Here is a 25,795-nt window from a genome sequence, read left to right on the forward strand (position 1 = left end):
ATCAGGATGTCGCGCCCGGTCGCCGAACGAAAGAGGTGAGTCCGATTTTCCGGACCGCCCGCCGCAGGACCGTCCGGTCACGCTTGACCGCCTCCCGTCGCCAGGCCTCCGCCTTGCCCTTCCAGCGTTCGGCGTCGCGGGCGCCCTTGGCGGCCTCGCGGCGCAGCTGCTGCGTCTCCGCCTGGAGCGCCGCGATGCGCTTGCGCAGCCGCAGCACCTCCTTGTCGACCGGTTCCGGCTGGGGCACGCGGCGCGGATAGGTCGCGGGCCGCCTGGCGAAGCCGTACTGCCGGCCGTCGAGCCACTCGACGCCGAACAGCTCGTGCACCACGTCGTCGAGCGCCTCGTCCGGCGAGCCGACCCGGCGGGCGCGGGCGAACGCGGCCGTGCGCTCCAGCCTGACCGCCGTCACGCCGTGCTCGTCCTCCTCCAGCGCCAGGTTGATCAGGCCGCCGTCCCTCGCCTCCAGGTGCTGGACCAGGCCGGACACGGTGCCGTGTCCCGCCATCCAGCCGGGCGGGCAGCGCAGGACGAACGGCGCGGCAGGCTCGAAGCCCGTCGCCAGCCGTACCCGGGAGTCGTGCTCGAAGGCCGCGTGCAGCAGCCGCAGGTCCAGCAGCGGCTCGTTCAGCGGGGAGCGGCGGCCGGCGGCCAGCGTGTCCCAAGCCCCGACCACGGTGACCCGCACGTCGGGCAGGTCGGAGGCGAGCAGCGCGTCCACGGCCGCGCGGGTGTCCTCGTACCCCTCGGCCACCACGACCGCGTCCACGTACGGCACCAGCCACTGCCGCCCGCGGTCGGTGCGCAGATACCTGCGGTACGGCACGCGATCGGCGACATACGGGTCGTTGTGCCGCTTCATGGCGGGATAGTCACGCATCGCGGTCGGCAGCCCGAGATGCCAGGCTCGCGCTTCGGGATCCGGCACGAACACCGCCCCCGCCTGCGTCAGCCGGTAGCCCAGCTCGGTGTCCTCCGCCAGCACCAGCGAGGTGTCGAGACCCCCGGCCTCCAGCAGGAAGGCGCGACGGTAGGAGGCCGTCGCCCCCACGTGCACGTGCCCGGCCAGCGAGTTCGGCGCCGTCCGCAGGCCGTCGTGCGCCTCGATGATCGCCTCGGCCCAGTCGTGCCGCTGCCCGGCCAGGTCGAAGAACTCCTCGTACGGCTTGCGCAGCAGATCCTCCGGCGAGGGCGGCGGCGAGGAGGTGAAGTCGATCCAGCCCAGCACCACCAGGTAGTCGGCCAGGTGGTGCCAGCGCATGTGCATGGCCACGTGCTCGGGCACCGGCACCATGTCGGCGTCCAGGACCAGCACCACGTCGCCCGTGGCGGCCTCCACCCCGGCCTGCACCGCCCAGGCCCTGCCCCAGCCGCCCTCCGGGGCCCTGATGACCTTCGGCGCCGTCAGCGGCACCGGGCTGCCGTCGTCCACGACGACGACGTCCATCAGGCCGGCCGGGTAGGTCTGCGCCGACAGGGCGGCCAGCGTGAGGTCGAGCGTCGCCTGGCAGCCGTGCGCCGGGATGACCACGGTCACCGACAGCTCCTGCCGCGCCGGGGCCGGGGGCCGCCCGTAGTCGTTGTGCCTGATCCTCACGTCAGCTCCATCAGCTCGCAGGGCCGGAATCCGCGCCACTGTCTCCGGTTGCGTTGCAGGAAGGTGCCGATGGGCTCCTGCCAGGTGTGGTTGGCCGCCGGTCCGCGGCGCAGGATGTAACCCAGGCCGTGGGTGCGGTAGATCTGGCCGCCCGCCGCCTGCAGGGCCTCCTGGAACTGGGTGTCGACCGAGCGGCGCAGCGGGCGGAAGCCGCCGATCGCCTGGAAGGCCGAACGCTCGACCAGGATCGTGCCGCCCGCGACGAAGCTGGTGATCTGCTCGGTGACCTGGTTGCGGTGCACGGTCACGTCGATCGACGACAGGTAGACGAACTCCGGCACCGTGCCGACCACCTGCGCGCCCGAGTAGGCGTGCGCGAGCAGCAGGTCGGACAGGAAGTCGGGGCCGTACCAGTCGTCGTCGTCCATCTTCAGCAGGAACGACCCGGAGGCACGGGCGGCGGCCTCGTTGAGGACCTCGCCGAAGATCGCCTCGCTCTCGAAGACGGTGATGGGATGGTCGAACCGCTTGAGCGCCTCGACCACCGACGGGTGCTCCTGGGAGACGCCGTGCAGGGCGAGGATCACCTCCAGCTGGACCCCGCGCTGGCGGGCGACCTGCTCCAGCGCGAAGCCGACCATCTCGGCGCGGCGGGTGCACAGGAGCACGGAGGTGAGCGGGGGCGTGGGAGCGGGGGCGCCGAGCTGCTCCCAGCGGGCCGCCACGCCGTGGGTACGCAGCGCCTCGCGTCGCAGCCGGACGCTGTGCTCTTCACGCCGCAGCTCGTCGGCCAGGACCTCCGCGCCGTACGGGCTCTTGGAGGTGCCGTCAGGGCTCTTGGCGGCGCCGTACGGGCTGTTGGCGGTGCCGTACGGGCTGGTCAGCAGGGCGGTCAGCGGCTCGCCCAGCCCGCCCGCCCAGCGCGGCACCTCCTCGGCCACCAGCGGCACGCCCGCCGCCGCCAGCCCGGCGACCACCCGGACCGCCGCGAGCGGCCCGGTGTGCGGGCTGCGGGCCGGAGGTACGGCGGAGCCGCCGTGATGCCAGTCGACCTCCACCCCGCGCAACGGCCGCAGCCGGGCGACGTCGGCGTCGGTCACCCCGCCCGACTCGGCGAAGACCGCCACGGGCCGGCCGTCGAGCAGCACCGTCCAGCGGCCCTCGACCTCGGCCAGCACGCCCATGCCCTTCGACGGCGTGGTGACGAAGCCCATCGGGTTGACCAGGCGCTCGTCCACCGGCGGGATCATGGTCGGGTCCGTCAGCACCTCGGCCAGCTCCGTGCCGCCCGGCCTGCCCAGGCTCTCCCAGGTCGCCGCGGCGGTGGTGGGCCTGTCGATCGGCTCCTCGTCGCCCGCGAAGCCGGCGTCGAAGAAGTCGGTGTCGAAGCTGTCCACGGTGCGCAGCACCATGTCGCCGCCCGGCGCGCCGACGCGGTCCGGCACCGGTCCCGCGGGCTCGACGGGCGTGGCGTTCGGGTCGCCCGGCCGCCAGTCGGCCGCGCCCACCCCGGCCAGCGCGGCGGCGGGGGCGGCGATCACGTCGAGGCGGTGACCGGCGAAGGCGCGGGCGACGGCGGTCACCACGCGCCCGGCCGGGGTCGGCTTGGAGAAGGACGCCTCCACCAGCCACAGGCGGGGGCGGGGCTGGTGCACGCGCAGGTCGGTGAGAGCCCGCCAGCGGTGGGCCGGGGTCGGCGTGGGCACCGGCGCCGGGTGCGAGGGCGGGCTGTCGAGGATCGCCACGACCACCCTGCCGGTGTCGGGGAGCAGCTTGTGCAGGGTGGCGGCGCGACGCAGGTCTGCGGGGGCGCCGGCGAGCACGAGCACCTCGGGGGCGGCTGCCACGTCCAGGTCGAGCAGCTCGTGGTCGAGGTCGACGCCTCCGGGCACGGCCTCGAGCCCGACGTGGAAGACACGGGCCTTCGGCATGCTCGCGATGAGATCGGCGGGCGTCATGCGGGGCACCCCGTTGCCCGCGCCCGGCGGCGGGCGCTCATCCGGCGCTCCGGAGGGCGCGCAGCAGGCCGCGGCGGCTCTTGGCGGCGGTGAGCTCCTCGATCTCGGCCTTCAACCGCTCGATCTCCTTGCCTCGGTCGGCGGCCACGGCCCGCCACTTGGCCGCGTCGCCGCCGAGCGGCTCGGCGACGTCGCTGAAGCCGCACTCCGCGCCGCCCACCCAGATCGATCCGGCCATCTCGTGCACCAGGTCGTCGGCGTCGCCCTCGTGGAGGCGGGCGCGCGAGAAGGCGGCGGTGCGCTCCAGCCGCGCTGCCACCACGCCGTCCGGCCCCTCGGCCAGGGCCACGCTGACCAGCCCGAGATCCTGCTTGATCAGCCGCGCGACGGTCTCACCGCCGAGCGCCCACCCGGCGGGCACGGTCAGCAGGTAGGGAGCGGGAGCCGCCGACAGCGGGGCCCGGGTGGCGAAGTCGACGCGGGGCTCGTGCGCGTACAGGTTGCGAGTCAGCCGCAGGTCGAGCCGCGGATCGTCGAGGCTCGCCCGCCGCTCCCCGGTCAGCGTGTCCCAGGGTCCGACGATGGTGACCGCGATGTCGGGCAGCGACTGCGCCAGCGCCGAGTCCACGGTGGTCCTGGTCTCCTCGTAGCCGCCCGCGGGCACCACGACCCGCACGTACGGCACCAGCCACTGCCGCCGGGGATGGTTGCGCAGCCAGCGCAGGTCGGGGATGAGATCGCCCAGGAAGGACCAGTTGTGCCGGTGCACCTCCTTCTCCCGGTTCATCACCGTGGAGGGCCCGTGGTGCCAGGCGCGCGCCTGCTCGTCGGCGACGAACACCGCGCCCGCCTGGGCCAGCCGGTACCCCAGCTCGGTGTCCTCGGCCATGTTCAGCGTGATGTCGACGCCGCCCGCGGCCTCCAGCAGGCTGCGCCGTACCGAGGTCGTGGCGCCGGTGTGCAGCAGGTAGGCGCTGGAACCGGCGTCCTTCAGCCGCCGCGTCTCCTCGAGCTTCTTGACGGTGTAGGCGCTGCGGGTCTCCTCGGGGGTGAGGAACACCAGGTCGCCGATGACGACGGCGTAGTCGAGCGCGTGGTGCCAGCGCATGTGGGCTTCGAGGTGGTCGTCGGCCAGGACCACGTCGGCGTCGAGCCAGTGGATCACCTGGCCGGTCGCGGCCCGTGCCCCGGCCTGCCGCGCCGCGCCGCGTCCCCAGCCTTCGCCCGGCCGGACGAACCGGGCGTCACCGGTCAGCGCCGGCGAGCTCCCGTCGTCGGCGACGATCACCTCGACCAGGTGGCGCGGATAGGTCTGCCGGTGCACGGCGGCGAGGGTGCGGTCCAGGTCGGCCTGGCAGTCGCGGGCGGGGATGACGACCGTCACGGTCAGTTCCGGCGTCCAGGCGCCGAGCTCGGGAACGCTGAGCACCCCGTAGTCGTTGCCGCGGATCATCGAGCCGCCTTCAGCAGGTTGCGCAGCTCCTCGGCCTGCGCCATGGCGTTGACCCTGTCCTCGCCCAGCGAGGCCAGGATGGCGGCGAGGTCCTCCTGACGCTGCGCGGAGCCGTCGTCGAGCTTGGCGGCCAGCGCGGCCACCTGCTGCTCGACCTTCTGCAGGGCCGCCTCGTGGCGCTTGACGCGCAGCTCGATGCGGTGTGCCTTGCCGTCCACGCGCCGGGCGATCATGACCAGGTAGGCCACACCCAGCAGGATCGCGGCCTCGCCGTACGAGAGCAGGTCGGTGAGCGCGGCCACCGCGGCTAGGGCGGCGGCTCCAGCGGCGATCGCGGCCAGGGCGCGGGGGGAGGGCATCCGCACAGAGCCTTTCTGGTTACACAGCGTGAGATGGCTGATGGATATTTCCACCATATGCAACTCAAACGGTGTCTTACCTCAGAAATCCCTGAGAGAGTCCTGTGCTTACTTTGCACGCAAGCCTCGCAACTCGGTCAAGTCATCGTAAAGTAGGCGCGACCTACGCGATGAGGAGTCCATGGGCGGTTTCGTGCGCACCCCTGAGAAGGGGATGGCCGAGGTGCGCTGGACCGGCGGAGTCTGGCGCCCCTCCGACGAGGACGTGCGCGCCCTGCGCGGTCTGGAGATCGAGTGGCCGCAGGCGCCGGCGCCTCTCGACGGCCTGGCGCGGCTGGCCGCCTCGGGCGTGCCGCTCAGCGCCCAGGACGCGCCCTCCTGGGTGCCCGCCGATCTGGCCGCCGTCCTGACGGACCGGGCCTGGCTGGAGTGCGTGCCCGACGGCACCGCCCGGTGCGTGGCCGACCTGCGCCGCGAGGAGCACAGCGTACGGCTGCGCCGCGCCGTCATGCCGCCGCCCGCCGGGCCGTCGGTCAGCATCGTGATGGCCACCATGCGCCCGTGGCTGGTCGCCTCGGCGCTCGAGCAGATGGCCGCGCAGCGGCACGTCGAGGCCGAGATCGTGCTCGGGCTGCACGGCGTGCCCTTCGAGTCCGTACGGCAGGCGGCCGAGCGGTGCCCGCTGCCCGTCTCATGGATCGAGGCCGACCGTGAGACGCCCTTCGGGGAGGTGCTCAACCAGGCCGTCGAGCGAGCGACGGGCACCTATGTCGCCAAATGGGACGACGACGACTGGTACGGGCCCGAACATCTGGCCGACCTGCTGCGAGCCATGAACACGAACGGAGCGGACGTGGTGGGGACCACGGGCGAGTTCTTCTACCTGGAGCCTCTGAACGTGACCGTGAGACGCACCCGCTTCGCCAGCGGCGCCGACTACCCGAGCGAGGTCTGGTCCGACCACGTCGCGGGCGGCACCATCTGCCTGGCCGCGGAGCGGCTGCGGGAGATCGGCGGCTTCCCGGCGCTTCCCCGCGCCGTCGACAAGCAGTTCCTCGCGGCCGCGACCGGCGCGGGCGCGCGGATCTACCGCACCCACGGGCTCGGCTACATGCTGCGCCGCAGCGCAGGAACGCAGCACACCTGGCAGTTGCCGCTGGCGCACTTCCTGCGCGTGCAGACCAGCCAGTGGCACGGCTTCCGCCCGAGCACGCTGATGGAGCGCTCATGCGCGTGAGAGGCAACGACTACCGCGCTCTGCGTCCCCCGTCGGGCGACTGGGCGCCGACGCTGCGGGTGAGCGTGATCATCCCGGCGTACGGCGGGCAGGACAAGCTCGACCTGGTGCTGGAGGCCCTGCGCAGGCAGACCTACCCGGCCGCCCTGACCGAGGTCATCGTCGTCGACAACGGCAGCTCGCCCCCGCTGGAGGTGCCGTCCTGGGTCAAGCCGGTGCACTGCCCGCAGCCCGGCCGCGCCACCGCCCGCAACGCGGGACTGGCGGTCGCCTCGGGCGACGTCATCCACTGGCTCGACTCCGACGTGCTGCTGCTGCCCGGCGCCCTGGAGGCGCACATGCGCTGGCACCACGCCGCGCCGTACCTCTCGGTCACCAGCATGATCCGCTTCACCTCCGCCCCGGTGCCGGCCGAGCTCCCTGACGACCTGGAGGCCGCCTTCGAGCCGGCGGAACCGCACGGGTGGATCGTCGACCTGCTGGAACGCACCGACGGGCTGGTCGGCGGCACCCAGCGGCCCTTCAGCCTGCACGTCGGCGGGGCGACCTCGGTCAACGCGGCGCTCGTGGCCGCCGCCGGGCCGATGGACGAGGAGCTCATCCTCGGCCAGGACACCGAGATGGGATACCGCCTCGCCCAGGCGGGGGCCGTGTTCGTGCCCGCGACGGACGCCCGCGCCTACCATCTCGGGCCCACCATGCGCATGCGCGACAAGGCGCCCATCGACCGGGTGAGCCACGCGTTCGTGGCCGACCGCATCCCCACCTACCGGTGGCTGCGCTCGCACCCGACCCGGCAGTGGAAGGTGCCCTACGTCGCGGCGGTGGTGCCTGCCGGGTCCTACGAGGAGACCCGCGCGACCGTCGACGCGCTGCTGGCCGGGACGATCGCCGACGTGTCGGTCATGCTGGTCGGGCCGTGGGACTCGCTGGAGCAGGAACGGCGGGCGCCGCTCAGGGATCCCCGCCTGGACCTGGTGCTGCTGCGCGGGCACTACGCCCACGACGGTCGTGTCCGGCTGGTCGAGGAGGCCGCCCACGATCCCGCCGTGCCGTACGTCCTGCGCCTGCCCGCCGGATGGGTGCCCGGCGCCGACACCGTCGCCCGGCTGCTCGACCTGGCCGGCGACGAGGGCTACGGGCTGGTCAACGTGCTGCTGTCGGAGGACCCCCAGGTCAGCGCCCGGCTGGAGCAGGCCTCCGCCTTCGCCCGCGCGGCCATCGTGGCCCGGCCGGGGGAGCCGCTCGACGACGCCGTCGACGAGGTGTCCGGCGTGGGCTGGGCCGACGGGGAGAGCTACGGGTTCGGCCGCGAACCCCGGCAGACGCCCGGACGGCGCAGCGCCTACCGCGCCCGGCTGGAAGCGCAGCGCGAGGCCGCCAAGCACGCCGCCGAGATCGCGAAGCTGACGGCCGAGATCGCGCGGCTGCGCGGCCAGGTCGACAAGTGGCGCACCGAGGCGTCGAGCTGGCGGCGTGCCTCCGTGGAGCTGCGCCGTGAGGTGGGGGCGCTGCGGCGGCAACTGGGCACGCTGCGGCGGCGCAGCTGGCGGAAGGTGGCCTCGTCCATCAAGCAGGTCGTGAAGAACCGCCTGCCGTAGCCCCTCGGGGGCTAGGTGCGGTGCAGCGCCGACCGCAGCTTGCCGAACAGGCCCGGGCCGGGCTCGGCGGGTGGCGGGGTTTCGGCGGGCTTCGGGGTTTCGGCGGGCTTGTGCGCCGGTGTGGCCGCCTGCTTGGGAGGCGGCCAGTAGCGGGCGGGCTCCACGTGCCGCACCCCGTGCGTCTGCTCGACCCGCCAGTCGACCGGGCCGCCCAGGTAGCGCAGCCGGCCCAGTGCCGAGGTGCGCTCCAGGCGGGCGGTGCGCCCGTCGGGCAGGTCCACGACGAGCACCCCCGTCAGGTCCTCCTGCACCGTCTCGATCATCCGCTCCAGCGTGACCCGGTGCAGCGGCACGTCCAGCGGGCCACTGTAGCGGAACGGGATCGGCGCGGGCGTGCGCGAGGCCTCGCCGATGAGCCGCACCCGCTGGTCGTTGGCGTACAGGTCGCGCAGGTGACGCAGGTCGAACGCCGGGTCGTCGAGCACGGGATGGCGCTCGTCGGAGAGCGTCGCCCACGGCCCGACCAGCGTCACCACGACGTCGTGCAGCTTGCCGTCCAGCGCCGCCGAGACCGCCTCCCGGACGGTCGAGGGCTCGGCGCCGGCGACGTCGTAGACGATCTCCACGTAGGGCACCAGGTAGCTGCGCCCCCGGTCCTTGCGCAGGTCGCGGCGGAGCGGGATGCGCTGGGCGAGGAAGGGCTCCACCGCGCGGACCGCGCGGTCGCGGTCGACGTGCTGGGCGGGCAACCCCAGGTGTACGGCGAGCGCCTGCTCGTCGGGGATGAACACCACACCGTGCATGGCCAGCCGGTAGGCGAACTCGGTGTCCTCGCCGCGCAGCACGTTCGGGTCGAGTCCGCCCACCTCGTCGAAGACGTCGCGCTTGAGGGAGAGGGTCGGCCCCGTGCACACGTGATACGGATTGCGGCTCTTGCGCAGGCCGTCGGTCTTGGCGATCGTCGCCTCGGTCGAGCTCGGCACGGCCTGCTCCAGGTCGAACAGCTCACCCAGGTCGCGCGCGTCGCGCACCTCCTCGGCGGTGGGCGCCTTGGGGTCGACGAAGAGCTTGCGGCCGATCGTCACCAGGTAGCCGGCGAGCGTGTGCCAGCGGGCGAGCGCCTCGATGTGCGGGCGGGCGACGACCATGTCGGCGTCGAGGCGCTGGATGATCTCGCCCTCGGCGTGCCGTACGCCCGTGTTGACCGCGTTGGAGATGCCCCAGCCCGACTCCGGGCGCACGACGCGCGTGTTCGACGGGCGCAGCTCCGGCAGGCGGGCGACCGTGTCGCCGTCGTCGACGACCAGGACCTCCATGAGATGGTCCGGGTAGGTCTGCGCGGCCAGCGCGGCGAGCACCAGGTCCAGGTGAGGTGCGTTGCGCGCCGGGATGATCACGCTGACGGTCTCGGCCGGTGTCCAGGTGCCCAGGTCGGGCGGCGTCAGCGGCGAGAAGTCGTTCTGCCGCACCACGGGACGCGCTCTCATATCGATTTGACCCCCTAAGGGTGACCTTATCGATGATTGCTGGGGGTTTGCTGGAGAAGCGGATGTCCATAACGTGGACCGCACACCTCATTCGCGGCCGGTTGGGCCTAGACTCGGTGGCCAATACCGCAGGTAGTGTCGCTAGGAGACGATCATGACCAGGGCGTGGCGCGGACTGATAGAGGAGTATCGAGACCGGCTGCCGGTCACGACGAAAACTCCTGTCGTCACGCTCCTCGAAGGCGGCACCCCGCTCGTCCCCGCACACCGCGTCTCCGCCCTCACGGGCTGCGAGGTCTACCTCAAGGTCGAGGGCCTCAACCCGACCGGCAGCTTCAAGGACCGCGGCATGACCATGGCCATCAGCAAGGCCGTGGAAGAAGGGGCCAAGGCGGTCATCTGCGCCTCCACCGGCAACACCTCCGCCTCCGCGGCCGCCTACGCCGTGCGCGCCGGGCTGACCTGCGCGGTGCTCGTGCCGCGCGGCAAGATCGCGATGGGCAAGCTCGCCCAGGCGCTCGTCCACGGCGCCACCCTGCTGCAGGTCGAGGGCTCCTTCGACGACTGCCTGGAGATGACGCGCAAGCTGTCGGAGAACTACCCGATCGCGCTGGTCAACTCCGTCAACCCCTTCCGGCTCCAGGGCCAGAAGACCGCCGCCTTCGAGATCGTCGACACGCTCGGCGACGCGCCAGACATCCACTGCATCCCGGTGGGCAACGCGGGCAACATCTCGGCGTACTGGATGGGTTACCAGGAGTATTTCGGCGACTCCGTCTCGACGAAGACCCCGCGCATGTTCGGCTTCCAGGCCTCCGGCTCGGCGCCCATCGTCAACGGCGCGCCGGTGACCCACCCGCACACCATCGCCACCGCCATCCGCATCGGCAACCCCGCCTCCTGGCAGCTGGCCGAGGCGGCGCGCGACGAGTCCGGCGGCGTCATCGAGTCGGTGACCGACCGGCAGATCGCGGCGGCCTACAAGATCCTGGCCCAGGAGGAAGGCGTCTTCGTGGAGCTCGCCTCCGCCGCCTCCGTCGCCGGGCTGCTGCAGGCCCACGCCGCGGGCAAGGTCGAGCCTGGACAGAAGATCGTGTGCACCGTGACCGGCAACGGTCTCAAGGACCCCGACTGGGCCATCTCCGGAGCACCCTCCCCGGTGACCATCCCGATCGACGTGCACGCGGCGGCCTCGGCCCTGTCGCTGGCCTGAAAGACGTCCGCTCCGCGGCCAGAGCGCCGCGGCGCCCGGCTAGGAGTCGAATGAGCGTGAGCAAGGTCGTCGTGCGCGTGCCGGCGACATCCGCCAACCTGGGCCCCGGCTTCGACAGCCTGGGCCTCGGGCTGGCCCACTACGACCACGTCGAGGCGGAGCTCGTCGACGGGGCGAGCTCCGTCGTCGTCGAGGGCGAGGGCGCGGGGGAGGTCGGTGACGGCGAGGAGCACCTCATCGTGCGCGTGATGCGCACGACGTTCGCCCGCATGGGCGTCGCCCAGCCGACCGGCATCCGGCTGCACTGCCGCAACACCATCCCGCACGCTCGGGGGATGGGCTCGTCGTCGGCGGCCATCGTGGCGGGCATCTACGCCGCCCGCGCGCTCGCCGAGAACAGGCGCTTCGCCGAGAACAGCCGCTTCGCTGAGAGCGCATTCGCTGAGCCGTCGTCCAACGACGGCTCCTCCTTCTCCGACGATGACGTGTTCGCGCTGGCGACCGAGCTGGAGGGGCATCCCGACAACGTCGCCCCCTGCATCTTCGGCGGCCTGACCGTCTCGTGGAGCGACCAGTCCGGCATTCCGCGTATGGTGAAACTGACGCCCGATGCGGCAATTCGGCCCGTCGTCCTCATTCCGTCGTCGAAGCTGTCGACGGAAACGGCACGCGGGCTGCTCCCGAAGGACGTGCCCCACAAGGACGCGTCCTTCAATTCAGGCCGATCCGCCCTGCTGATCGCGGCGCTTACCCAGCGTCCGGAAAGCAGCCTCCTGCTGGCGGCCACCGAAGACCGGCTCCACCAGAATTACCGCGCGCCTGCGATGCGCAGGACCGCGGACCTGGTAGAACGGCTGAGGTCGCGGGGAGTGCCCGCGGTCGTCTCGGGCGCGGGTCCCACGATTCTGGTGTTTTCCACCACGGATACCCAGGATTTGATCGCGCCAGAAGTGGGTAATGACTGGCTCATCCAGCATTTGGACGTCGACCCGGATGGTGCGAGCGTTCAGGTCCCCGAGACACGCTGATGACTCTTTAGACCTTCAGGGAATAGCCGTGTGCGCTGGTGATGTTAGGCTGGTAGCCGCACCAGATGCCCCCATGGTGGGTGCGTGCTTGTCAGTCGTACATCGCTGCACCATGCTTGGGCGGCGCGGCTGTCTCCCCGGAATCCGTCGCTTCCGATCGGCCCACACCCGGTTGGCTCGACGAGAGGCGAAGACGACGGGGTCTGCGCGGTTCGATCCATCTGGCGACAGCAATCTGGGGGGCACTTCTCCTGCCGTCACCGTCCTGTGGCGGTCTGGACAAGCCCCTCCCCAAGCGTGGCGGCCTCTGGCCGAAGAACACAGATGTGCACCCCGACCCGGTCTGTCCTGCCGGATCGACAGCACCTCCGGGACGACCGGCGACACCAGCCGGCGCCCGACCCCTGGGAAGGACCTTTAGTTGAGCGACACCACCGAACTCCTCTCCGACGCAAGCGCGTCCGGCGACACCCCCACCCGCGCCGCGGCCAAGCCGCGTGCGCGTCGCTCCGGCACCGGCCTGTCCGCCAAGGTGCTGCCCGAGCTGCAGAAAATGGCTGCGGAGCTCGGCATCAGCGGGACCGGACGGATGCGGAAGAGCCAGCTCATCGCCGCGATCCAGGAGAAGACGGGTGAAGGGGCCCCCGCGCCCGCCGAGACGCCGGTCGCCTCGGCAGTCGCGGCGGAGCCGGCCGAGCGGCCCGCCCGTAGCCGCAGGGAGCGTTCCCGCGTCAAGGCCTCCGACGACGCTCCGGCGGCCCCTGCGCCCGCCGCCGAGCCCGTCGCGCCTGTCGTGGCCGCCGCCGAGCCGGTGGTCGCGGCCGCCGAGCCCGTCGTCGAGCAGCCCGCGGCCCACTCCTCCGACCAGGGCGACGGCCGTGGTGAGCGGGAGAGCCGGCGCGAGCGCCGCAACCGCCGTGAGCGTGGCGAGCGCGGCGAGCGCACCGAGACCCGCGGCGACACCCGCCCCGACAACCGCAGCGACAGCCGTGGCGAGCGCCAGGAGCGTTCCGACCGCGGTGAGCGTGGCGACCGCACCGACCGCGCTGAGCGCGGCGACCGTGGCGACCGTGTTGAGCGTGGCGACCGCGTTGAGCGTGGAGACCGCGGCGAGCGCCAGGAGCGCGCCGACCGCGGTGACCGCGGCGACCAGCGCCAGGGCGGCGACAACCGCCAGCAGCAGGGCGGCAACGACCGCCAGCCGGGCGGCGGCTCGGCCTTCGACGACGACGACCGCGGTGGCCGTGGCCGTCGTGGCCGCCTGCGCGAGCGCAACCGTGGCAGGGGCCGCGACCGCTTCGACAGCAGCGAGCCGATCGTCGGCGACGACGATGTCCTGATCCCGATCGCGGGCATCCTCGACATCCTCGACAACTACGCCTTCGTGCGCACCAGCGGCTACCTGCCCGGATCCAACGACGTCTACGTGTCGCTGGCCCAGATCCGCCGCAACGGCCTGCGTAAGGGCGACGTCGTGACCGGCGCCGTGCGCCAGCCGCGCGACGGCGAGCGCCGCGAGAAGTTCAACGCCCTGGTCCGCCTCGACACCGTCAACGGCATGGACCCGGAGCAGGCGCGCAACCGCCCCGACTTCAACAAGCTCACGCCGCTCTACCCGCAGGAGCGCCTGCGGCTGGAGACCGAGCCGAACATCCTGACCACCAGGATCATCGACATGGTCTCGCCGATCGGCAAGGGCCAGCGTGGTCTGATCGTCTCGCCGCCCAAGGCCGGTAAGACGATGGTGCTGCAGTCGATCGCCAACGCGATCACCCGCAACAACCCCGAGTGCCACCTCATGGTCGTCCTCGTCGACGAGCGTCCCGAGGAAGTCACCGACATGCAGCGGTCGGTCAAGGGCGAGGTCATCCACTCGACCTTCGACCGTCCGGCCGAAGACCACACCACCGTCGCCGAGCTGGCCATCGAGCGCGCCAAGCGCCTGGTCGAGCTGGGTCACGACGTGGTCGTCCTGCTCGACTCGATCACCCGTCTGGGCCGCGCCTACAACCTGGCGGCCCCGGCCTCCGGCCGCATCCTGTCGGGTGGTGTCGACTCGACCGCGCTCTACCCGCCGAAGCGTTTCTTCGGCGCCGCGCGCAACATCGAGAACGGCGGCTCGCTGACCATCCTGGCGACCGCCCTCGTCGAGACCGGATCCAAGATGGACGAGGTCATCTTCGAGGAGTTCAAGGGCACCGGCAACATGGAGCTCAAGCTCAACCGGCAGCTCGCCGACAAGCGGATCTTCCCGGCCGTCGACGTCGACGCGTCCGGCACCCGTAAGGAAGAGATCCTCATGGCCAAGGAGGAGCTCCAGATCGTCTGGAAGCTCCGCCGGGTCCTCCACGCGCTCGACATGCAGCAGGCGCTGGAGCTTCTCCTGGAGAAGATGAAGGAGACCAAGTCCAACGCGGAGTTCCTGCTCCAGGTGCAGAAGACCACGGTCAGCAACGATCGCGACTGACGCCCCACGTGACGAAGCGCCCCGGGTTCACGCCCGGGGCGCTTCGCCGTCTCCGGGGTAGTCGCGCATCACCCTCAAGGGCGAGGCCAGGAGCGGCGCCAGGGCCAGCAGTTGCCCGACCGCGCAGATCAGGATGGCCGTGGCCGTGCCGTACAGCTCGGCCAGGGCGCCGCCGGCGAGCGCGCCGAGTGGCATGGAGCCCCACGCGAGGAAGCGCACGGCGGCTGTCGTACGGCCCAGCAGCCGGTCGGGGGTGACCGCCTGGCGATAGCTCAGTTGCGCGATGTTGAACACCGCCACGCCGAGGTTGGGCATGAAGAAGGCCGCCACGAACCAGGCCAGCCCCCATCCGGGCGCGGTCAGCGGCAGCAGCAGCGAGAACGGCAGCGACGCGGCCATGGACACCCACACGAGACGGGCCTGCCCGACCCGGCGCGCCAGGGGAGCGGCGAGCACGCCGCCGACAAGGCCGCCCGCCGCCGCGGCGATGAGCAGCGTGCCGAACACGGCGGCGCTGACACCCACTTCGTTGATCATGAACACCGGCAGCACGGCGACGATGCCGAGCGCCCAGAAGTTGCACACGGTGGCGGCGAAGACCGGTGCGCGCACCACCGGCCGGCCGAGCAGGAACGCCAGACCCTCGCGGATCCTCGGGCGCGGGCCCGCCTGCGGGTGTTCCTCGACGTCGATCGCGCGCAGCAGCAGCGCCGACAGCAGGAAGGAGACCGTGTCGACGATGACCGCGACCGGCGGTCCGAGCCACTGCACCAGCAGGCCGCCGAGTCCGGGACCCGAGACGCGGGCGACACCCGCGACGGTCTCCACCGCGCCGTTGCCCGCCACCAGCTGCTCGCGTTCGACCACGGCCGGCAGGTAGCTGCGGAAGGCGACGTCGAAGAAGACCGTCGCCGCGCTCATCCCCAGCGCCACCACCAGCAGGTGCGACAGCGTCAGCACCTGCAGCCACCAGGCGAGCGGCAGGGTGAGCAGGAGCGCCGCGCGCACCAGATCGGCGCCGATCATGATCGGACGGCGTCGCAGCCGGTCCGCCCACACCCCGGCCTGCAGGCCGATGAGCAGCGGCGCAGCGGTCTGGGCCGCGCCCAGGAGCCCCGTCTCCAGGGGTCCCGCCCCCAGTGTGATCACCGCGATGAGCGGGACGGCGACCACCGTCACCTGGGTGCCCGCCTGGCTGACCGCGTCGGAGGCGAGCAGGAGCCGGAAGCCGCGGTTGCCGCGGAGGGTGGGCCTCGGCTCAGTCATCGGCTCAGTCTTCGGCGAACTGGATCATTCGGACAAGGGGTGTTCGCTTCCGGCGGCACGGGTAAAACCGAGGGTCGGGAATCCGGGTCGCTCCACTCCGCGCCGATCGCGCCCGGTCAGGCAGCCGAAGGGGAGTGGGGCATGCTCAAAGACCGGGTGCCGTGGGGCCCGAACGGTCCCATCGGGGTGGTAGTCGACCCCCGCACCTGGCGCGCCGTGCCGTACCTTCTGGTCAGCCTGGCGCTGGGGACCGGCTGGTTCGTGGTGCTGGTCACGGCGGTGCCGCTCTCGCTGGCCCTCGTCCTGGTCTGGGTGGGTCTGCCGCTGTTACTGGCGACGATGCTGCTGTGGCGGGGCGCGGCCATGCTCGAACGCAGGCTGCTCGGCCTCACGCTGGGCGTGCGCATCCGCGACCCCTACCGCAGCCGGCCGCGTCGCGGGCTGGTGCGCTGGGTGGTCACCGACCCCGCGACCTGGAAGGACCTGGGCTACCTGCTGCTGTACTTCCCGCTGAGCCTCGTCGAGTTCGTCGCCTCGATGACGCTGTGGGCGCTGACCGTGGGGCTGCTCAGCGCCCCGCTGGCGATGGCGCTGGGCGAGCGGGCGAGCTTCGCGGGATTCGTCCTGGCCGACGGCTGGCCGCAGAGCGTGCTGGCCAGCGTCGCCGGCGTCGTCACCCTGATCGTCACCCTCTACGCCGTCAAGGGCATGGCCTGGCTGCACGGCACGCTCGCCGCGCTGCTGCTCGGCGGCAGCGAGGAGGAACGGCTGCGCGCCTCGCGCAAGCGCGGCATCGACGCCGCCGAGGCCGAACGGCGCAGGATCGAACGCGACCTGCACGACGGCGCCCAGCAGCGGCTGCTCGCCGTCGCGGTCGACCTGGGCAGGGCGCAGGCCAAGTTCGACGCGGCGCCCGAGGAGGCGCGCGAGCTGCTCGTCCAGGCGCACGTCGGCACCCGCCAGGCGATCGCCGAGCTGCGCGACCTGGCCAGGGGCATCCACCCGGCGATCCTCACGGAACGAGGACTCGACGCCGCCCTGTCCGCCCTCGCCGCCAGGGCGCCCTTCCGCGTCGACGTCTCCATGGAGATCATCGACCGGCCGCCCCCGGCGGTGGAGAGCATCGCCTACTTCACCGTCGCCGAGGCCCTGACGAACCTGGCCAGGCACTCCGGCGCGACCGAAGCCTCCGTCCGGGTGACGCGCGACGACCAGGTGGTGATCGTGGAAGTGCTCGACAACGGCGTCGGCGGCGCGGTCGTACGGCACGGCGGCGGGCTCGCGGGCCTGGCCGACCGGGCGGCGACCATCGACGGGCTGCTGACCGTCAACAGCCCCGTGGGCGGCCCCACCCTGCTGAGAGCGGAGCTGCCATGCGAGTGGTGATCGCCGAGGACTCCGTGCTGCTGCGCGAGGGAGTCATCCGGCTGCTGGCCGACGGCGGCATCGAGACGCTCGCGGCCGTGTCCGACGGGGCCGCGCTGGTGGCAGCCGTCCAGGACCTGCGGCCCGACCTCGCGATCGTCGACGTGCGCATGCCGCCTGGCTTCACCGACGAGGGGCTGCGGGCGGCGCTGCGCATCCGCCGGATCCTGCCGGGCTTCCCCGTGCTGGTGTTGTCGCAGTACGTGGAGGAGCACTACGCGGCCGAGCTGATCGGGCCGGGCGTGGGCTACCTGCTGAAGGAGCGGATCTCGGAGGTCGCGGAGTTCCTCGACGCGGTGCGCCAGGTGGCCTCGGGCGGGACCCTCGTCGACCCGGAGGTGATCTCGCAGCTGCTCGGGCGGCAGAGGAGGGGCAGCGCGCTCGACTCGCTGTCGCCGCGGGAGCGGGAGGTGCTGGCGCTGATGGCGGAGGGGAGGTCGAACACGGCCATCGCGGGGCGGCTGGCGGTGACGGAGGGGGCAGTGGAGAAACACATTTCCGGAATCTTCGGGAAACTGCGCCTCGGCCCAGAGCCTGACGACCACCGCCGGGTCCTCGCCGTCCTGACGTTCCTCGGTACGGCGAGCACCCGATCGGGGTTCGGCTGACGTCCCGTATGTGCGGTGGGACGTCCTCTTCGATGCCTGCGGGCGCCCGATGTGCGGTCGGACGCCCGGTTTCCGCGCTAGCGGATGTCGACCAGCTTCGACGTGGCGTACGACTTCTTGGTCTTGCTCGTGCCCGGCACGATCACGCGCCAGTAGCCGTCGTACTTCTGCTTCACGTTCTTCTGCCAGATGCCCGTCGAGGTGGTCTTGACGAAGCCCATGAAGGTGAAGCTCTTCTTGCCCTTCTTCTTGAAGTAGAGCTCGAGGATCTTGCTGCCGTAGCCCTTGGTGCCGCGGTAGGCCTTACCGGAGAGCTTGAAGGCCTTGGAGAGCTTGGCCTTGGCGGGCGCCTTGATGGTGACGCGCGACTTGGTCTTGGTGGCGATACCGTCGACCGGGGCGATCACGGTGAACGAGTGACCGGTGGCCTCGATGGCTTCCTTGTTACGGGTTGCCTTGATGATGAAGTACCAGTTGCCGGGTGATGTGTCGTCGGCCAGGTAGGCGGTGTTGCGGTAGTAGCCGTCACCGTCCTTGTAGAGCGGGACGTTGATCCACATCGTGCCGTCGTGTGGACGGAGCTCCACGCTGACGTTGGTGGCGTTCTTGACCTCCGCCACGACCTTCAGCGGGACGTCGACGCCCTTCTTGAGCTGCACCTGCGTGGGGGAGACGGTACCGGAGGCGACGGAGGACTGACCGGTGACGTCGAACTCGGCGCAGTTGCCCGCGGTGTTGCCGCCCGCAGTCCGGGTGACCGTCACCTTGATCTGCCACTTGCCGATCTTGTCCTTGTCCGTGGCCTTGATGAGGAAGGAGCCCTTGAGCTCCACACCCGTGGGCACGTTGGCGACGGACCAGGTGGTGGTGTCCGCGGGGATGCCGTCGGGGGGCTGCGACACGGAGAGGTCCCCGGGCAGGCCGGTGAGGTCCACGGTCTGGCTCTTGGCGGTCTCGCCGACACGGAAGATCTCAGCGACGGCGGCCGTGACCACAGGCTTGACGACCCACTTGCGGTCCGTCAGCTTCTCCGGGGGCGATGACTTGGTGGTGTCCTCCACCGGATACTTGCCATCCGTGGACTTGCCGTACGGGTCGGTCACGATGGCGGAGAAGTCAACCTTGAGGTCGTCCTTGAGGGGGACGTAACTCTCACCGACGGTGATCTTGGTGACGTCGGTGTCCACGAGTGCGCACGCGAGGGCGGCCTGTGCCGATGCGGCGGTAGAAGCCCCGAAGCCGGTCGAGAGGACCGCCGCTCCGGCCACGGTCGCGAAGAACGACCGCATCCTTCTGTTCATCTGATGGGGTTCCTTTAACTCGGTCAACCTGGGGGAAAAGTTGCGGTTTGGGCACCGGAGCCTAGTGTGACGGAAGTGACACGTCCATATCCCGCCTTCCGGCCTGCCGAGGAATGCCTCGTGGCCTGGGATGGTTCAACCATCTGGCACACTGGTAGCTGAACCGTCGCGGTACCGGTTCCCGCCCGCGCGCACCCCGTGTGCGACTGCGCGCAAAGCCGTACGAATCACTTGGCGACCCGGCGACCGCACCTCGAAAGGACAGCAATGAAGAAGGACATTCACCCCGACTACCACGTGACGCAGGTCAGCTGCGCGTGCGGTAGCTCCTTCACGACCCGCAGCACCGCCAAGAACGGCGTCATCCACGCCGACGTGTGCTCGGCCTGCCACCCGTTCTACACGGGCAAGCAGAAGATCCTCGACACCGGCGGCCGCGTGGCCCGCTTCGAGAAGCGGTTCGGCAAGAAGGCTTAGCTTCCCAGACGCCGGCCCGGGCGCGCGTGAACAGCGCGCCCCGGGTCGGCGTTTGTCGGTTCCACAGCGAAAGCCCATTCAAGGAGAAGCACGGTGAACCTGGACGAGTTGCTCAAGGAGTATTCCGAGCTGGAGCTGCAGCTCGCCGACCCCGCCGTGCACGCCGACCAGAACAAGGCGCGCACGCTGGGCAAGCGCTATGCCCAGCTGACCCCGATCGTCGGCACCTACCGCGAGCTCGACAGCGCGCGCAACGACCTCGCCACGGCCAAGGAGCTGGCGACGGAGGACGAAGCGTTCGCCGAGGAGGCCGCGGAGATCGAGGAGCGCATCCCCAAGCTGGAGGAGCGCCTCAAACACCTGCTCATCCCGCGTGATCCCAACGATGACAAGGACATCATCATGGAGATCAAGGCGGGCGAGGGCGGTGAGGAGTCCGCGCTGTTCGCGGGCGACCTGCTGCGCATGTATCTCAGGTACGCCGAGCGCCTCGGCTGGAAGACCGAGATCATCGAGGCCCAGCACTCCGACCTGGGCGGCTACAAGGACGTCACCGTCGGCATCAAGGCGAAGGGCGACGAGGGCGTGTGGTCCAGGCTCAAGTTCGAGGGCGGCGTGCACCGGGTGCAGCGTGTCCCGGCCACCGAGTCGCAGGGCCGCATCCACACCAGCGCCGCCGGCGTGCTGGTCTACCCGGAGGCCGAAGAGGTCGACGTCCAGATCGACGCCAATGACCTGCGCATCGACGTCTACCGGAGCTCCGGCCCCGGCGGCCAGTCGGTCAACACCACCGACTCCGCGGTGCGCATCACCCACCTGCCCACGGGCGTGGTCGTGAGCTGCCAGAACGAAAAGAGCCAGCTCCAGAACAAGGAGTCGGCGCTGCGCATCCTGCGCGCCCGCCTGCTGGCCATCGCCCAAGAGGAAGCCGAGGCCGCGGCGCAGGCCGAGCGCAAGTCACAGGTGCGCACGGTCGACCGCAGCGAGCGCATCCGCACCTACAACTTCCCGGAAAACCGCATCTCCGACCACCGCGTCGGCTTCAAGGCGTATAACCTCGACCAGGTGCTTGACGGCGAGCTGAACGCCGTCACCCAAGCCCTCATCGACGCCGAGATGGCGGAGAAGCTCGCCGCACACACATGACATTTCTAATGGACGAAATCGCACACGCCACAGCCCGCCTGGCTGAGGCAGGCGTCCCCTCGCCGCGCACCGACGCCGAGGAGATCGCCGCGTTCGTCCATGGCGTGCGCCGGAGCGAGCTGCACACGGTCGGAGACTCCGACTTCGACGCGCTCTTCTGGGAGGGCATCGCGCGCCGCGAGGCGCGCGAGCCCCTGCAGCACATCACCGGCAAGGCCTACTTCCGCTACCTGGAGCTGAACGTCGGCCCCGGCGTGTTCGTGCCGCGCCCCGAGACCGAGGTCATGGCCGGCTGGGCCATCGAGACCCTGCGCGCGATGGACGTCAACGAGCCCCTCGTCGTCGACCTCGGCACCGGCTCCGGCGCGATCGCCCTGTCGATCGCCCAGGAGGTCGCGCTCGCCGAGGTGCACGCGGTGGAGATCGACCCCGACGCTTACGGCTGGGCCAAGCGCAACATCACCGAGCTCGGCCAGGGCAGGGTGCACCTGCACCCGGAAGACCTCACCAGCGCGCTGCCCGAGCTCAACGGCAAGGTCGACCTGGTCATCTCCAACCCGCCCTACATCCCGCCCGGCGCCATCCCGCGCGACCCCGAGGTGCGCGACTACGACCCCAAGCGGGCGCTGTACGGCACCGGCGACGACGGCCTGGGCGAAGTCAGGGCCGTCGAGAGCACCGCGCGCCGACTGCTGCGGCCGGGCGGCTGGGTCGCGGTCGAGCACGCCGACGAGCAGGGCCAGTCGGTCTACCTGCTCTTCCCCGAATCACAGGGCTGGCGCGACACGCGGCTGCGCCAGGATCTGACGCGCCGCGACCGGTTCGTCACGGCCAGGCTGGACCAAGGATAGGAAGAGGCGTCATGGCGGTTTTCGACTGTTCAGATCCCGATCAGCGGGCGGCCGGCATCCTCGAGGCCGCGGCAGCCGTACGGCGTGGCGAACTCGTCGTGATGCCCACCGACACGGTCTACGGCATCGGCGCCGACGCCTTCGTCCACGCGGCCGTCGCCTCGCTCCTCGACGCCAAGGGCCGCGGCCGCGAGATGCCGCCGCCCGTCCTGGTCGGCACCGTGCGCGCCGCCACCGCCCTGGTCGAGGAGATGGGCCCGTACGGCCAGGACCTCATCGACGCCTTCTGGCCGGGACCGCTCACCATCGTCGTCAAGGCCAACCGCGCCCTGTCGTGGGACCTGGGCGACACCAAGGGCACCGTCGCCATCCGCATGCCGCTGCACCCGGTCGCGCTCGACCTGCTCAAGGAGACCGGCCCCATGGCCGTCTCCAGCGCCAACCGCTCCGGCGCCCCGGCCGCCACCACCGCCGCCAACGCCGAGGAGCAGCTGGGCGACTCCGTCGCCGTCTACCTCGACGGCGGCCCCTGCGCCGACGACGTGCCCTCGACCATCATCGACCTGACCACGGCCATCCCGCGCCTGCTCAGGAAGGGCGCCATCCCGGTGGAGAAGCTGCGCGGCATCGTCGGCTACGTCGCCACCGACGCGTGAGTCGATACCTTCTGCTTATCCCGCCGGTGTGATCAGTGGCCGCCGACCTACCGTGTGTGGGTGGCGAAATTCGACGGCATGGACCCCAAGCTGGTGCGCGAGCTGCTGGCGGAGGTACGGCACGCGGCCGTGCAGATGCGCCAGATCGAGGGCAGGATCTCGCAGCTGACCGGCGGGGCGGGGCTGGCAGTGCAGGCCGGGCAGAGACCCGGGCAGGTGGCCGACTCGTGCGACGAGATGGCGCGCGACGTGACGGCCCGGTTGGAGCTGCTGGAGAAGCGCGAGGACACGGGGAGCTCGACGCCTGTCTCGGGAGGCGAGTCGACCACACCCGCCGACGACAAGCCGGAGGCGTCGAAGCCGGCTGACGATGGGAAGCCGGAGGCGTCCAAGCCGGCCGATGACGACAAGCCCGAGGCGTCGAAGCCGGCTGACGACGACAAACCGGAAGCGTCGAAGCCGGCCGACGACAAGCCGGAAGCGTCGAAGCCGGCCGGGGACAAGCCGGAAGACTCCAAACCGGAAGACTCCCAGCCGGAGGACTCCAAGCCCGAGGCGTCGAAGCCCGACGAGGACAAGCCCGACGCCACCAAGCCCGCCGACGACGGCAAGCCGGTGCAGGAGAAGCCTGACGCGACCCCCGGCCCGGACACCGCGAAGGACGGCACCGACACCCAGGCGGCCGATCCTCCGGCCACCCGCGACGACACCCCGGCCAAGGACCACCCCGACGACCTGGCCATCGGCAAGCCCCAGGTCGTCGAGATCGACGGCGTGAAGGTGCTGCAGGTCCCGGTGGACCAGCCGACGGCCAAGGAGATCGAGGACCTGCTGGCCAAGATGGACCAGGTCCAGCCCGTCGACATGCCGGGGCAGGAGCAGGGCCCCCAGGTGCAGCCCGCCGACGACGGCGACGTGAAGAAGTGGGCCAACGACGGCAGCGACGTCGTGTCGGTGGAGGCCAATCGGCTCACTCCGGCGGAGTTGAAGGAGCTGATCGAGAAGAGCTCCGAGATCCCGCCGATGGAGATGCCGAGCGTGGAGGTGCCCAAGGGGGAATGGGGCAAGGGCGACTGGGCGCCGGAGAACATCAAGCCCGACGGGCCTCCTGGGTCGGTGGATCCGGGCGGCCCCGCGACGCAGAGCACGACGGCGGGCGGCGACAGCCCGCAGAGCACGCCACCCACCGGCGACACCGCCCACGGCACCCCGACGGCGGGCGACGCCGCCCAGGGCACCCCGACGGCGGGCGACGCCGCCCAGGGCACCCCGACGGCGGGCGACGCCGCCCAGGGCACCCCGGTTGCCGCTCAGGGCACGCCGGTCGACTCGCAGGGGACGCCGACGCTCGACGGGAGCCCCGGGCAGGCCGAGCCGGCGGTGGCCGGGTCGCCGGTTCAGGTGCTGCCCATCGCGACGGGTGGCGACCCGGCGCTGCTGGGGCCGCTCGCGGGTGGCAGCAACGGCGACGTGCAGCAGTGGGCCAACGACGGCAGCGACGTCGTGTCGGTGGAGGCCGACCGGCTCACTCCGGCGGAGTTGAAGGAGCTGATCGAGAAGAGCTCCGAGATCCCGCCGATGGAGATGCCGAGCGTGGAGGTGCCCAAGGGGGAGTGGGGCAAGGGCGAGTGGGCGCCGGAGGACATCGAGCCCGACGGCCCGCCGGGCTCGGTCGACCCGGGCGCCCCGGCCTGACCCGCGCCCGGTGAGCCGAAGCATCCGGGGGCCACGGCTCGTAGCCCGAAAGCCACGGCCACGGCCCCGGCCCGCCGCCCGAAAGCCACGGCCACGGCCCCGGCCCGCCGCCCGGAGCCACGGCCCCGGCCCGACGCCCGGAGCCACGGCCACGGGCCGACCGCCCGTAGCAACGGCCCCGGCCCGACCGCCTGTAGCTACGGCGCGTAGCCGCTCCCAAGTCCTCTCGCCCCGAAGGAGAACATCCCGCATGTACGCCGACCCGCCCGCCCCCCAGCCGCAGCGCCCCGGGGAGACCCCGCCCACGGCGGGCACCGCCGGGGCTCTGGAAGGCCAGCCGCAGGCCTGGCAGTTCAATCCCGACTACCAGCGCCTGGTCACCCTGTGGCAGAGCGTCCTGCCCATGCTGGAAACCCTCACGGGCAGTCTCGACAAGGCCTATCAGATGGCGCGCAGCCCTCAGACGTGGGACGCCCCGGTGGGTGCCCGTTACGTCGAGGACATCGGCGAGTGGCGCACCCGGCTGCGCCTGTACCGCCAGGCGGTCCTGACGGCGATCAGCGACCAGGCGGCCGACACGCCGCGCTGGATCCCCGCCGCCTCGGCGACGCCGCGTGCCTTCTCCTGACCTGAAGCCGGGCATAAAGTGATGAAGTGGGAGAGACTCCCTTCTATGGGCCCGACTTCGGTCGCCTCCAGAGCCAGGACCCCGACGTCGCCAGGGTCCTGCTGGACGAGCTCGCCCGCGTGCGCGGCGGCATCCAGCTGATCGCCAGCGAGAATTTCACCAGCCCGGCCGTGCTGGCCGCGCTGGGGTCCACGCTGACCAACAAGTACGCCGAGGGCTACCCGGGCAGGCGCTACTACGGCGGCTGCGAGGTCGTCGACAAGGTGGAGTACCTGGCCATCCAGCGAGCCAGGCAGCTCCTGGACGCCGAGCACGCCAACGTGCAGCCCCACTCGGGCACCAGCGCCAACCTGGCCGCCTACGCCGCGTTGCTGCAGCCGGGCGACACGATGCTGGCGATGGATCTGGCCCACGGCGGCCACCTGACCCACGGTTCGCGGGTGAACTTCTCCGGCCGCTGGTTCGACGTCGTCTCGTACGGCGTGCGGCGCGACAGCGAGCTCATCGACTACGACGAGGTCCGTGACCTGGCGATCCGCCACCGTCCCAAAGTCATCGTGTGTGGCGCGACGGCCTATCCCCGCCTGATCGACTTCTCGGTGTTCCGCGGCATCGCCGACGAGGTGGGCGCCTGGTTGCTGGCGGACGTGGCGCACACGATCGGGTTGATGGCCGGGGGCGCGATCCCGTCCGCCGTGCCGTACGCGGACGTCGTCACCTTCACCACGCACAAGGCGTTGCGCGGTCCGCGGGGCGGGGGCATCGTCTGTACGGCTGAGCTGGCCGGACGTATTGACCGGGCGGTTTTCCCGTTTGTCCAGGACGGCCCCCAGATGCACACCATCGCGGCGAAAGCGGTGGCCTTCGGCGAGGCCCTTCAACCGGAGTTCGCGAGTTATGCCAGGAAAGTCGTGGTGAACGCCCAGGCGTTGTGCGACACATTGGCAGCCGAAGGCATGCGACCGGTCGCCGGGGGTACCGACACCCATCTGGCGTTGATCGACCTGCGAGGGTCGGGAGTGACCGGGGCGGAGGCTGAGCGGCGGTGCGCGGAGGTGGGTATAACCCTCAACAGGAACGTGATTCCGTACGATCCGGAACCCCCGACGATCACCTCGGGCATCCGGGTCGGCACGCCCTGTGCGACGACGCAGGGTATGGGTCCTGAAGAGCTCAAAGAGGTGGGCTCGCTCGTCGCGCGGGCCGTCCGTAATCGGGAAAGCACTAATGTCACACGTGCGAGGGTTTCCAGTATCGTAGCCATCCACCAGCCGTATCCCAGCGATTTATAAGCTGAGTCTGTGTCCTTTTCCGGTCACAGCAGGCCGGAGCATCCGGGAGA

Annotated in this window: 21 protein-coding genes; 14 read left to right on the top strand and 7 right to left on the bottom strand. The window is 71.3% G+C overall.

The window, feature by feature from the left end:
• Position 1: 1 nt before the first annotated feature.
• From ACIBH1_RS18330 to ACIBH1_RS18345, 4 genes are read right to left on the bottom strand one after another with little or no spacing between them, the layout of a single operon-like run.
• Positions 2-1,597, bottom strand: a complete 1,596-nt coding sequence (locus ACIBH1_RS18330; RefSeq protein ID WP_397314950.1) for a glycosyltransferase — start codon at positions 1,595-1,597, stop codon at positions 2-4.
• Positions 1,594-3,555: a glycosyltransferase gene (locus tag ACIBH1_RS18335; protein ID WP_397314951.1), complete on the bottom strand. Its 1,962-nt coding sequence runs from the start codon at positions 3,553-3,555 to the stop codon at positions 1,594-1,596. The genes ACIBH1_RS18330 and ACIBH1_RS18335 overlap by 4 nt, the downstream gene beginning before the upstream one ends.
• 37 nt (positions 3,556-3,592) lie before the next feature.
• Positions 3,593-5,008 carry a glycosyltransferase gene (locus ACIBH1_RS18340; RefSeq protein ID WP_397314952.1) on the bottom strand — a complete coding sequence of 472 codons (1,416 nt, stop codon included), beginning with the start codon at positions 5,006-5,008 and terminating at the stop codon, positions 3,593-3,595.
• Positions 5,005-5,367 (bottom strand): hypothetical protein, encoded by a 363-nt coding sequence (locus ACIBH1_RS18345; RefSeq protein ID WP_397314953.1) that lies wholly within the window; start codon positions 5,365-5,367, stop codon positions 5,005-5,007. Before ACIBH1_RS18345 ends, ACIBH1_RS18340 begins: the two co-directional genes overlap by 4 nt.
• Positions 5,368-5,548: 181 nt before the next feature.
• Between ACIBH1_RS18345 and ACIBH1_RS18350 the strand changes: the two genes are divergently transcribed.
• Positions 5,549-6,604: a glycosyltransferase family 2 protein gene (locus ACIBH1_RS18350; RefSeq protein WP_397314954.1), complete on the top strand. Its 1,056-nt coding sequence runs from the start codon at positions 5,549-5,551 to the stop codon at positions 6,602-6,604.
• Positions 6,595-8,205 carry a glycosyltransferase gene (locus tag ACIBH1_RS18355; RefSeq protein ID WP_397314955.1) on the top strand — a complete coding sequence of 537 codons (1,611 nt, stop codon included), beginning with the start codon at positions 6,595-6,597 and terminating at the stop codon, positions 8,203-8,205. Before ACIBH1_RS18350 ends, ACIBH1_RS18355 begins: the two co-directional genes overlap by 10 nt.
• A gap of 11 nt (positions 8,206-8,216) precedes the next feature.
• Here ACIBH1_RS18355 and ACIBH1_RS18360 read toward each other — a convergent pair whose 3' ends face one another.
• Complete coding sequence (locus ACIBH1_RS18360; protein ID WP_397314956.1) at positions 8,217-9,692, bottom strand: glycosyltransferase; 1,476 nt, start codon at positions 9,690-9,692, stop codon at positions 8,217-8,219.
• A gap of 154 nt (positions 9,693-9,846) precedes the next feature.
• Between ACIBH1_RS18360 and thrC the strand changes: the two genes are divergently transcribed.
• The 3 genes from thrC (at position 9,847) to rho (ending at position 14,400) form a co-directional block, all read left to right on the top strand.
• Positions 9,847-10,905 carry a threonine synthase gene (gene thrC / locus ACIBH1_RS18365; protein WP_397314957.1) on the top strand — a complete coding sequence of 353 codons (1,059 nt, stop codon included), beginning with the start codon at positions 9,847-9,849 and terminating at the stop codon, positions 10,903-10,905.
• A gap of 50 nt (positions 10,906-10,955) precedes the next feature.
• Positions 10,956-11,933 carry a homoserine kinase gene (locus ACIBH1_RS18370; protein ID WP_397314958.1) on the top strand — a complete coding sequence of 326 codons (978 nt, stop codon included), beginning with the start codon at positions 10,956-10,958 and terminating at the stop codon, positions 11,931-11,933.
• Between the two features lie 421 nt (positions 11,934-12,354).
• Positions 12,355-14,400 (top strand): transcription termination factor Rho, encoded by a 2,046-nt coding sequence (gene rho / locus ACIBH1_RS18375; RefSeq protein WP_397314959.1) that lies wholly within the window; start codon positions 12,355-12,357, stop codon positions 14,398-14,400.
• Between the two features lie 27 nt (positions 14,401-14,427).
• On the opposite strand, the gene ACIBH1_RS18380 is transcribed toward rho, so the two are convergent.
• On the bottom strand, positions 14,428-15,666 hold the full coding sequence (locus ACIBH1_RS18380; RefSeq protein WP_397314960.1) for an MFS transporter: 1,239 nt from the start codon (positions 15,664-15,666) through the stop codon (positions 14,428-14,430).
• Positions 15,667-15,807: 141 nt separating this feature from the next.
• Between ACIBH1_RS18380 and ACIBH1_RS18385 the strand changes: the two genes are divergently transcribed.
• Positions 15,808-17,052 (top strand): sensor histidine kinase, encoded by a 1,245-nt coding sequence (locus ACIBH1_RS18385; RefSeq protein ID WP_397314961.1) that lies wholly within the window; start codon positions 15,808-15,810, stop codon positions 17,050-17,052.
• On the top strand, positions 17,040-17,699 hold the full coding sequence (locus ACIBH1_RS18390; RefSeq protein WP_397314962.1) for a response regulator: 660 nt from the start codon (positions 17,040-17,042) through the stop codon (positions 17,697-17,699). Before ACIBH1_RS18385 ends, ACIBH1_RS18390 begins: the two co-directional genes overlap by 13 nt.
• 77 nt (positions 17,700-17,776) lie before the next feature.
• Here ACIBH1_RS18390 and ACIBH1_RS18395 read toward each other — a convergent pair whose 3' ends face one another.
• Positions 17,777-19,000, bottom strand: coding sequence for a hypothetical protein (locus ACIBH1_RS18395; RefSeq protein ID WP_397314963.1), 1,224 nt, complete (start codon positions 18,998-19,000; stop codon positions 17,777-17,779).
• Positions 19,001-19,267: 267 nt separating this feature from the next.
• Here ACIBH1_RS18395 and rpmE point away from each other — a divergent pair, with 267 nt between their 5' ends.
• From rpmE to glyA, 7 genes are all read left to right on the top strand, one after another.
• Positions 19,268-19,477, top strand: a complete 210-nt coding sequence (rpmE, locus tag ACIBH1_RS18400) for a 50S ribosomal protein L31 (RefSeq protein ID WP_181611737.1) — start codon at positions 19,268-19,270, stop codon at positions 19,475-19,477.
• Positions 19,478-19,570: 93 nt separating this feature from the next.
• Positions 19,571-20,623 carry a peptide chain release factor 1 gene (prfA, locus tag ACIBH1_RS18405; RefSeq protein ID WP_397314964.1) on the top strand — a complete coding sequence of 351 codons (1,053 nt, stop codon included), beginning with the start codon at positions 19,571-19,573 and terminating at the stop codon, positions 20,621-20,623.
• Positions 20,620-21,474: a peptide chain release factor N(5)-glutamine methyltransferase gene (gene prmC / locus ACIBH1_RS18410; protein WP_181611739.1), complete on the top strand. Its 855-nt coding sequence runs from the start codon at positions 20,620-20,622 to the stop codon at positions 21,472-21,474. The genes prfA and prmC overlap by 4 nt, the downstream gene beginning before the upstream one ends.
• Before the next feature lie 11 nt (positions 21,475-21,485).
• Entirely contained in the window at positions 21,486-22,130 is a 645-nt protein-coding gene (locus tag ACIBH1_RS18415; RefSeq protein ID WP_397314965.1) for an L-threonylcarbamoyladenylate synthase, read from the top strand.
• A 60-nt stretch (positions 22,131-22,190) separates the two neighbouring features.
• The gene (locus tag ACIBH1_RS18420) at positions 22,191-23,825 is read left to right on the top strand and encodes a hypothetical protein (protein WP_397314966.1); all 1,635 of its coding nucleotides are present in this window, start codon (positions 22,191-22,193) and stop codon (positions 23,823-23,825) included.
• Between the two features lie 250 nt (positions 23,826-24,075).
• Entirely contained in the window at positions 24,076-24,453 is a 378-nt protein-coding gene (locus ACIBH1_RS18425; RefSeq protein WP_181611742.1) for a hypothetical protein, read from the top strand.
• Positions 24,454-24,479: 26 nt separating this feature from the next.
• Complete coding sequence (gene glyA, locus ACIBH1_RS18430; protein WP_397314967.1) at positions 24,480-25,745, top strand: serine hydroxymethyltransferase; 1,266 nt, start codon at positions 24,480-24,482, stop codon at positions 25,743-25,745.
• The last annotated feature ends 50 nt before the right edge of the window (positions 25,746-25,795 follow it).

It is taken from the genome of Nonomuraea sp. NPDC050663, from assembly GCF_044456985.1.
Taxonomy (GTDB): Bacteria; Actinomycetota; Actinomycetes; order Streptosporangiales; family Streptosporangiaceae; genus Nonomuraea.

What these genes read in the sequence shown, in the direction of transcription:
- ACIBH1_RS18335 (WP_397314951.1), bottom strand. Translation starts at nt 3,555, where the DNA reads ATGACGCCCGCCGATCTCATCGCGAGCATGCCGAAGGCCCGTGTCTTC.
- ACIBH1_RS18340 (WP_397314952.1), bottom strand. Translation starts at nt 5,008, where the DNA reads ATGATCCGCGGCAACGACTACGGGGTGCTCAGCGTTCCCGAGCTCGGC.
- ACIBH1_RS18345 (WP_397314953.1), bottom strand. Translation starts at nt 5,367, where the DNA reads ATGCCCTCCCCCCGCGCCCTGGCCGCGATCGCCGCTGGAGCCGCCGCC.
- ACIBH1_RS18350 (WP_397314954.1), top strand. Translation starts at nt 5,549, where the DNA reads ATGGGCGGTTTCGTGCGCACCCCTGAGAAGGGGATGGCCGAGGTGCGC.
- ACIBH1_RS18355 (WP_397314955.1), top strand. Translation starts at nt 6,595, where the DNA reads ATGCGCGTGAGAGGCAACGACTACCGCGCTCTGCGTCCCCCGTCGGGC.
- ACIBH1_RS18360 (WP_397314956.1), bottom strand. Translation starts at nt 9,692, where the DNA reads ATGAGAGCGCGTCCCGTGGTGCGGCAGAACGACTTCTCGCCGCTGACG.
- thrC (WP_397314957.1), top strand. Translation starts at nt 9,847, where the DNA reads ATGACCAGGGCGTGGCGCGGACTGATAGAGGAGTATCGAGACCGGCTG.
- ACIBH1_RS18370 (WP_397314958.1), top strand. Translation starts at nt 10,956, where the DNA reads ATGAGCGTGAGCAAGGTCGTCGTGCGCGTGCCGGCGACATCCGCCAAC.
- ACIBH1_RS18380 (WP_397314960.1), bottom strand. Translation starts at nt 15,666, where the DNA reads ATGACTGAGCCGAGGCCCACCCTCCGCGGCAACCGCGGCTTCCGGCTC.
- ACIBH1_RS18385 (WP_397314961.1), top strand. Translation starts at nt 15,808, where the DNA reads ATGCTCAAAGACCGGGTGCCGTGGGGCCCGAACGGTCCCATCGGGGTG.
- ACIBH1_RS18390 (WP_397314962.1), top strand. Translation starts at nt 17,040, where the DNA reads ATGCGAGTGGTGATCGCCGAGGACTCCGTGCTGCTGCGCGAGGGAGTC.
- ACIBH1_RS18395 (WP_397314963.1), bottom strand. Translation starts at nt 19,000, where the DNA reads ATGAACAGAAGGATGCGGTCGTTCTTCGCGACCGTGGCCGGAGCGGCG.
- rpmE (WP_181611737.1), top strand. Translation starts at nt 19,268, where the DNA reads ATGAAGAAGGACATTCACCCCGACTACCACGTGACGCAGGTCAGCTGC.
- prmC (WP_181611739.1), top strand. Translation starts at nt 20,620, where the DNA reads ATGACATTTCTAATGGACGAAATCGCACACGCCACAGCCCGCCTGGCT.
- ACIBH1_RS18415 (WP_397314965.1), top strand. Translation starts at nt 21,486, where the DNA reads ATGGCGGTTTTCGACTGTTCAGATCCCGATCAGCGGGCGGCCGGCATC.
- ACIBH1_RS18425 (WP_181611742.1), top strand. Translation starts at nt 24,076, where the DNA reads ATGTACGCCGACCCGCCCGCCCCCCAGCCGCAGCGCCCCGGGGAGACC.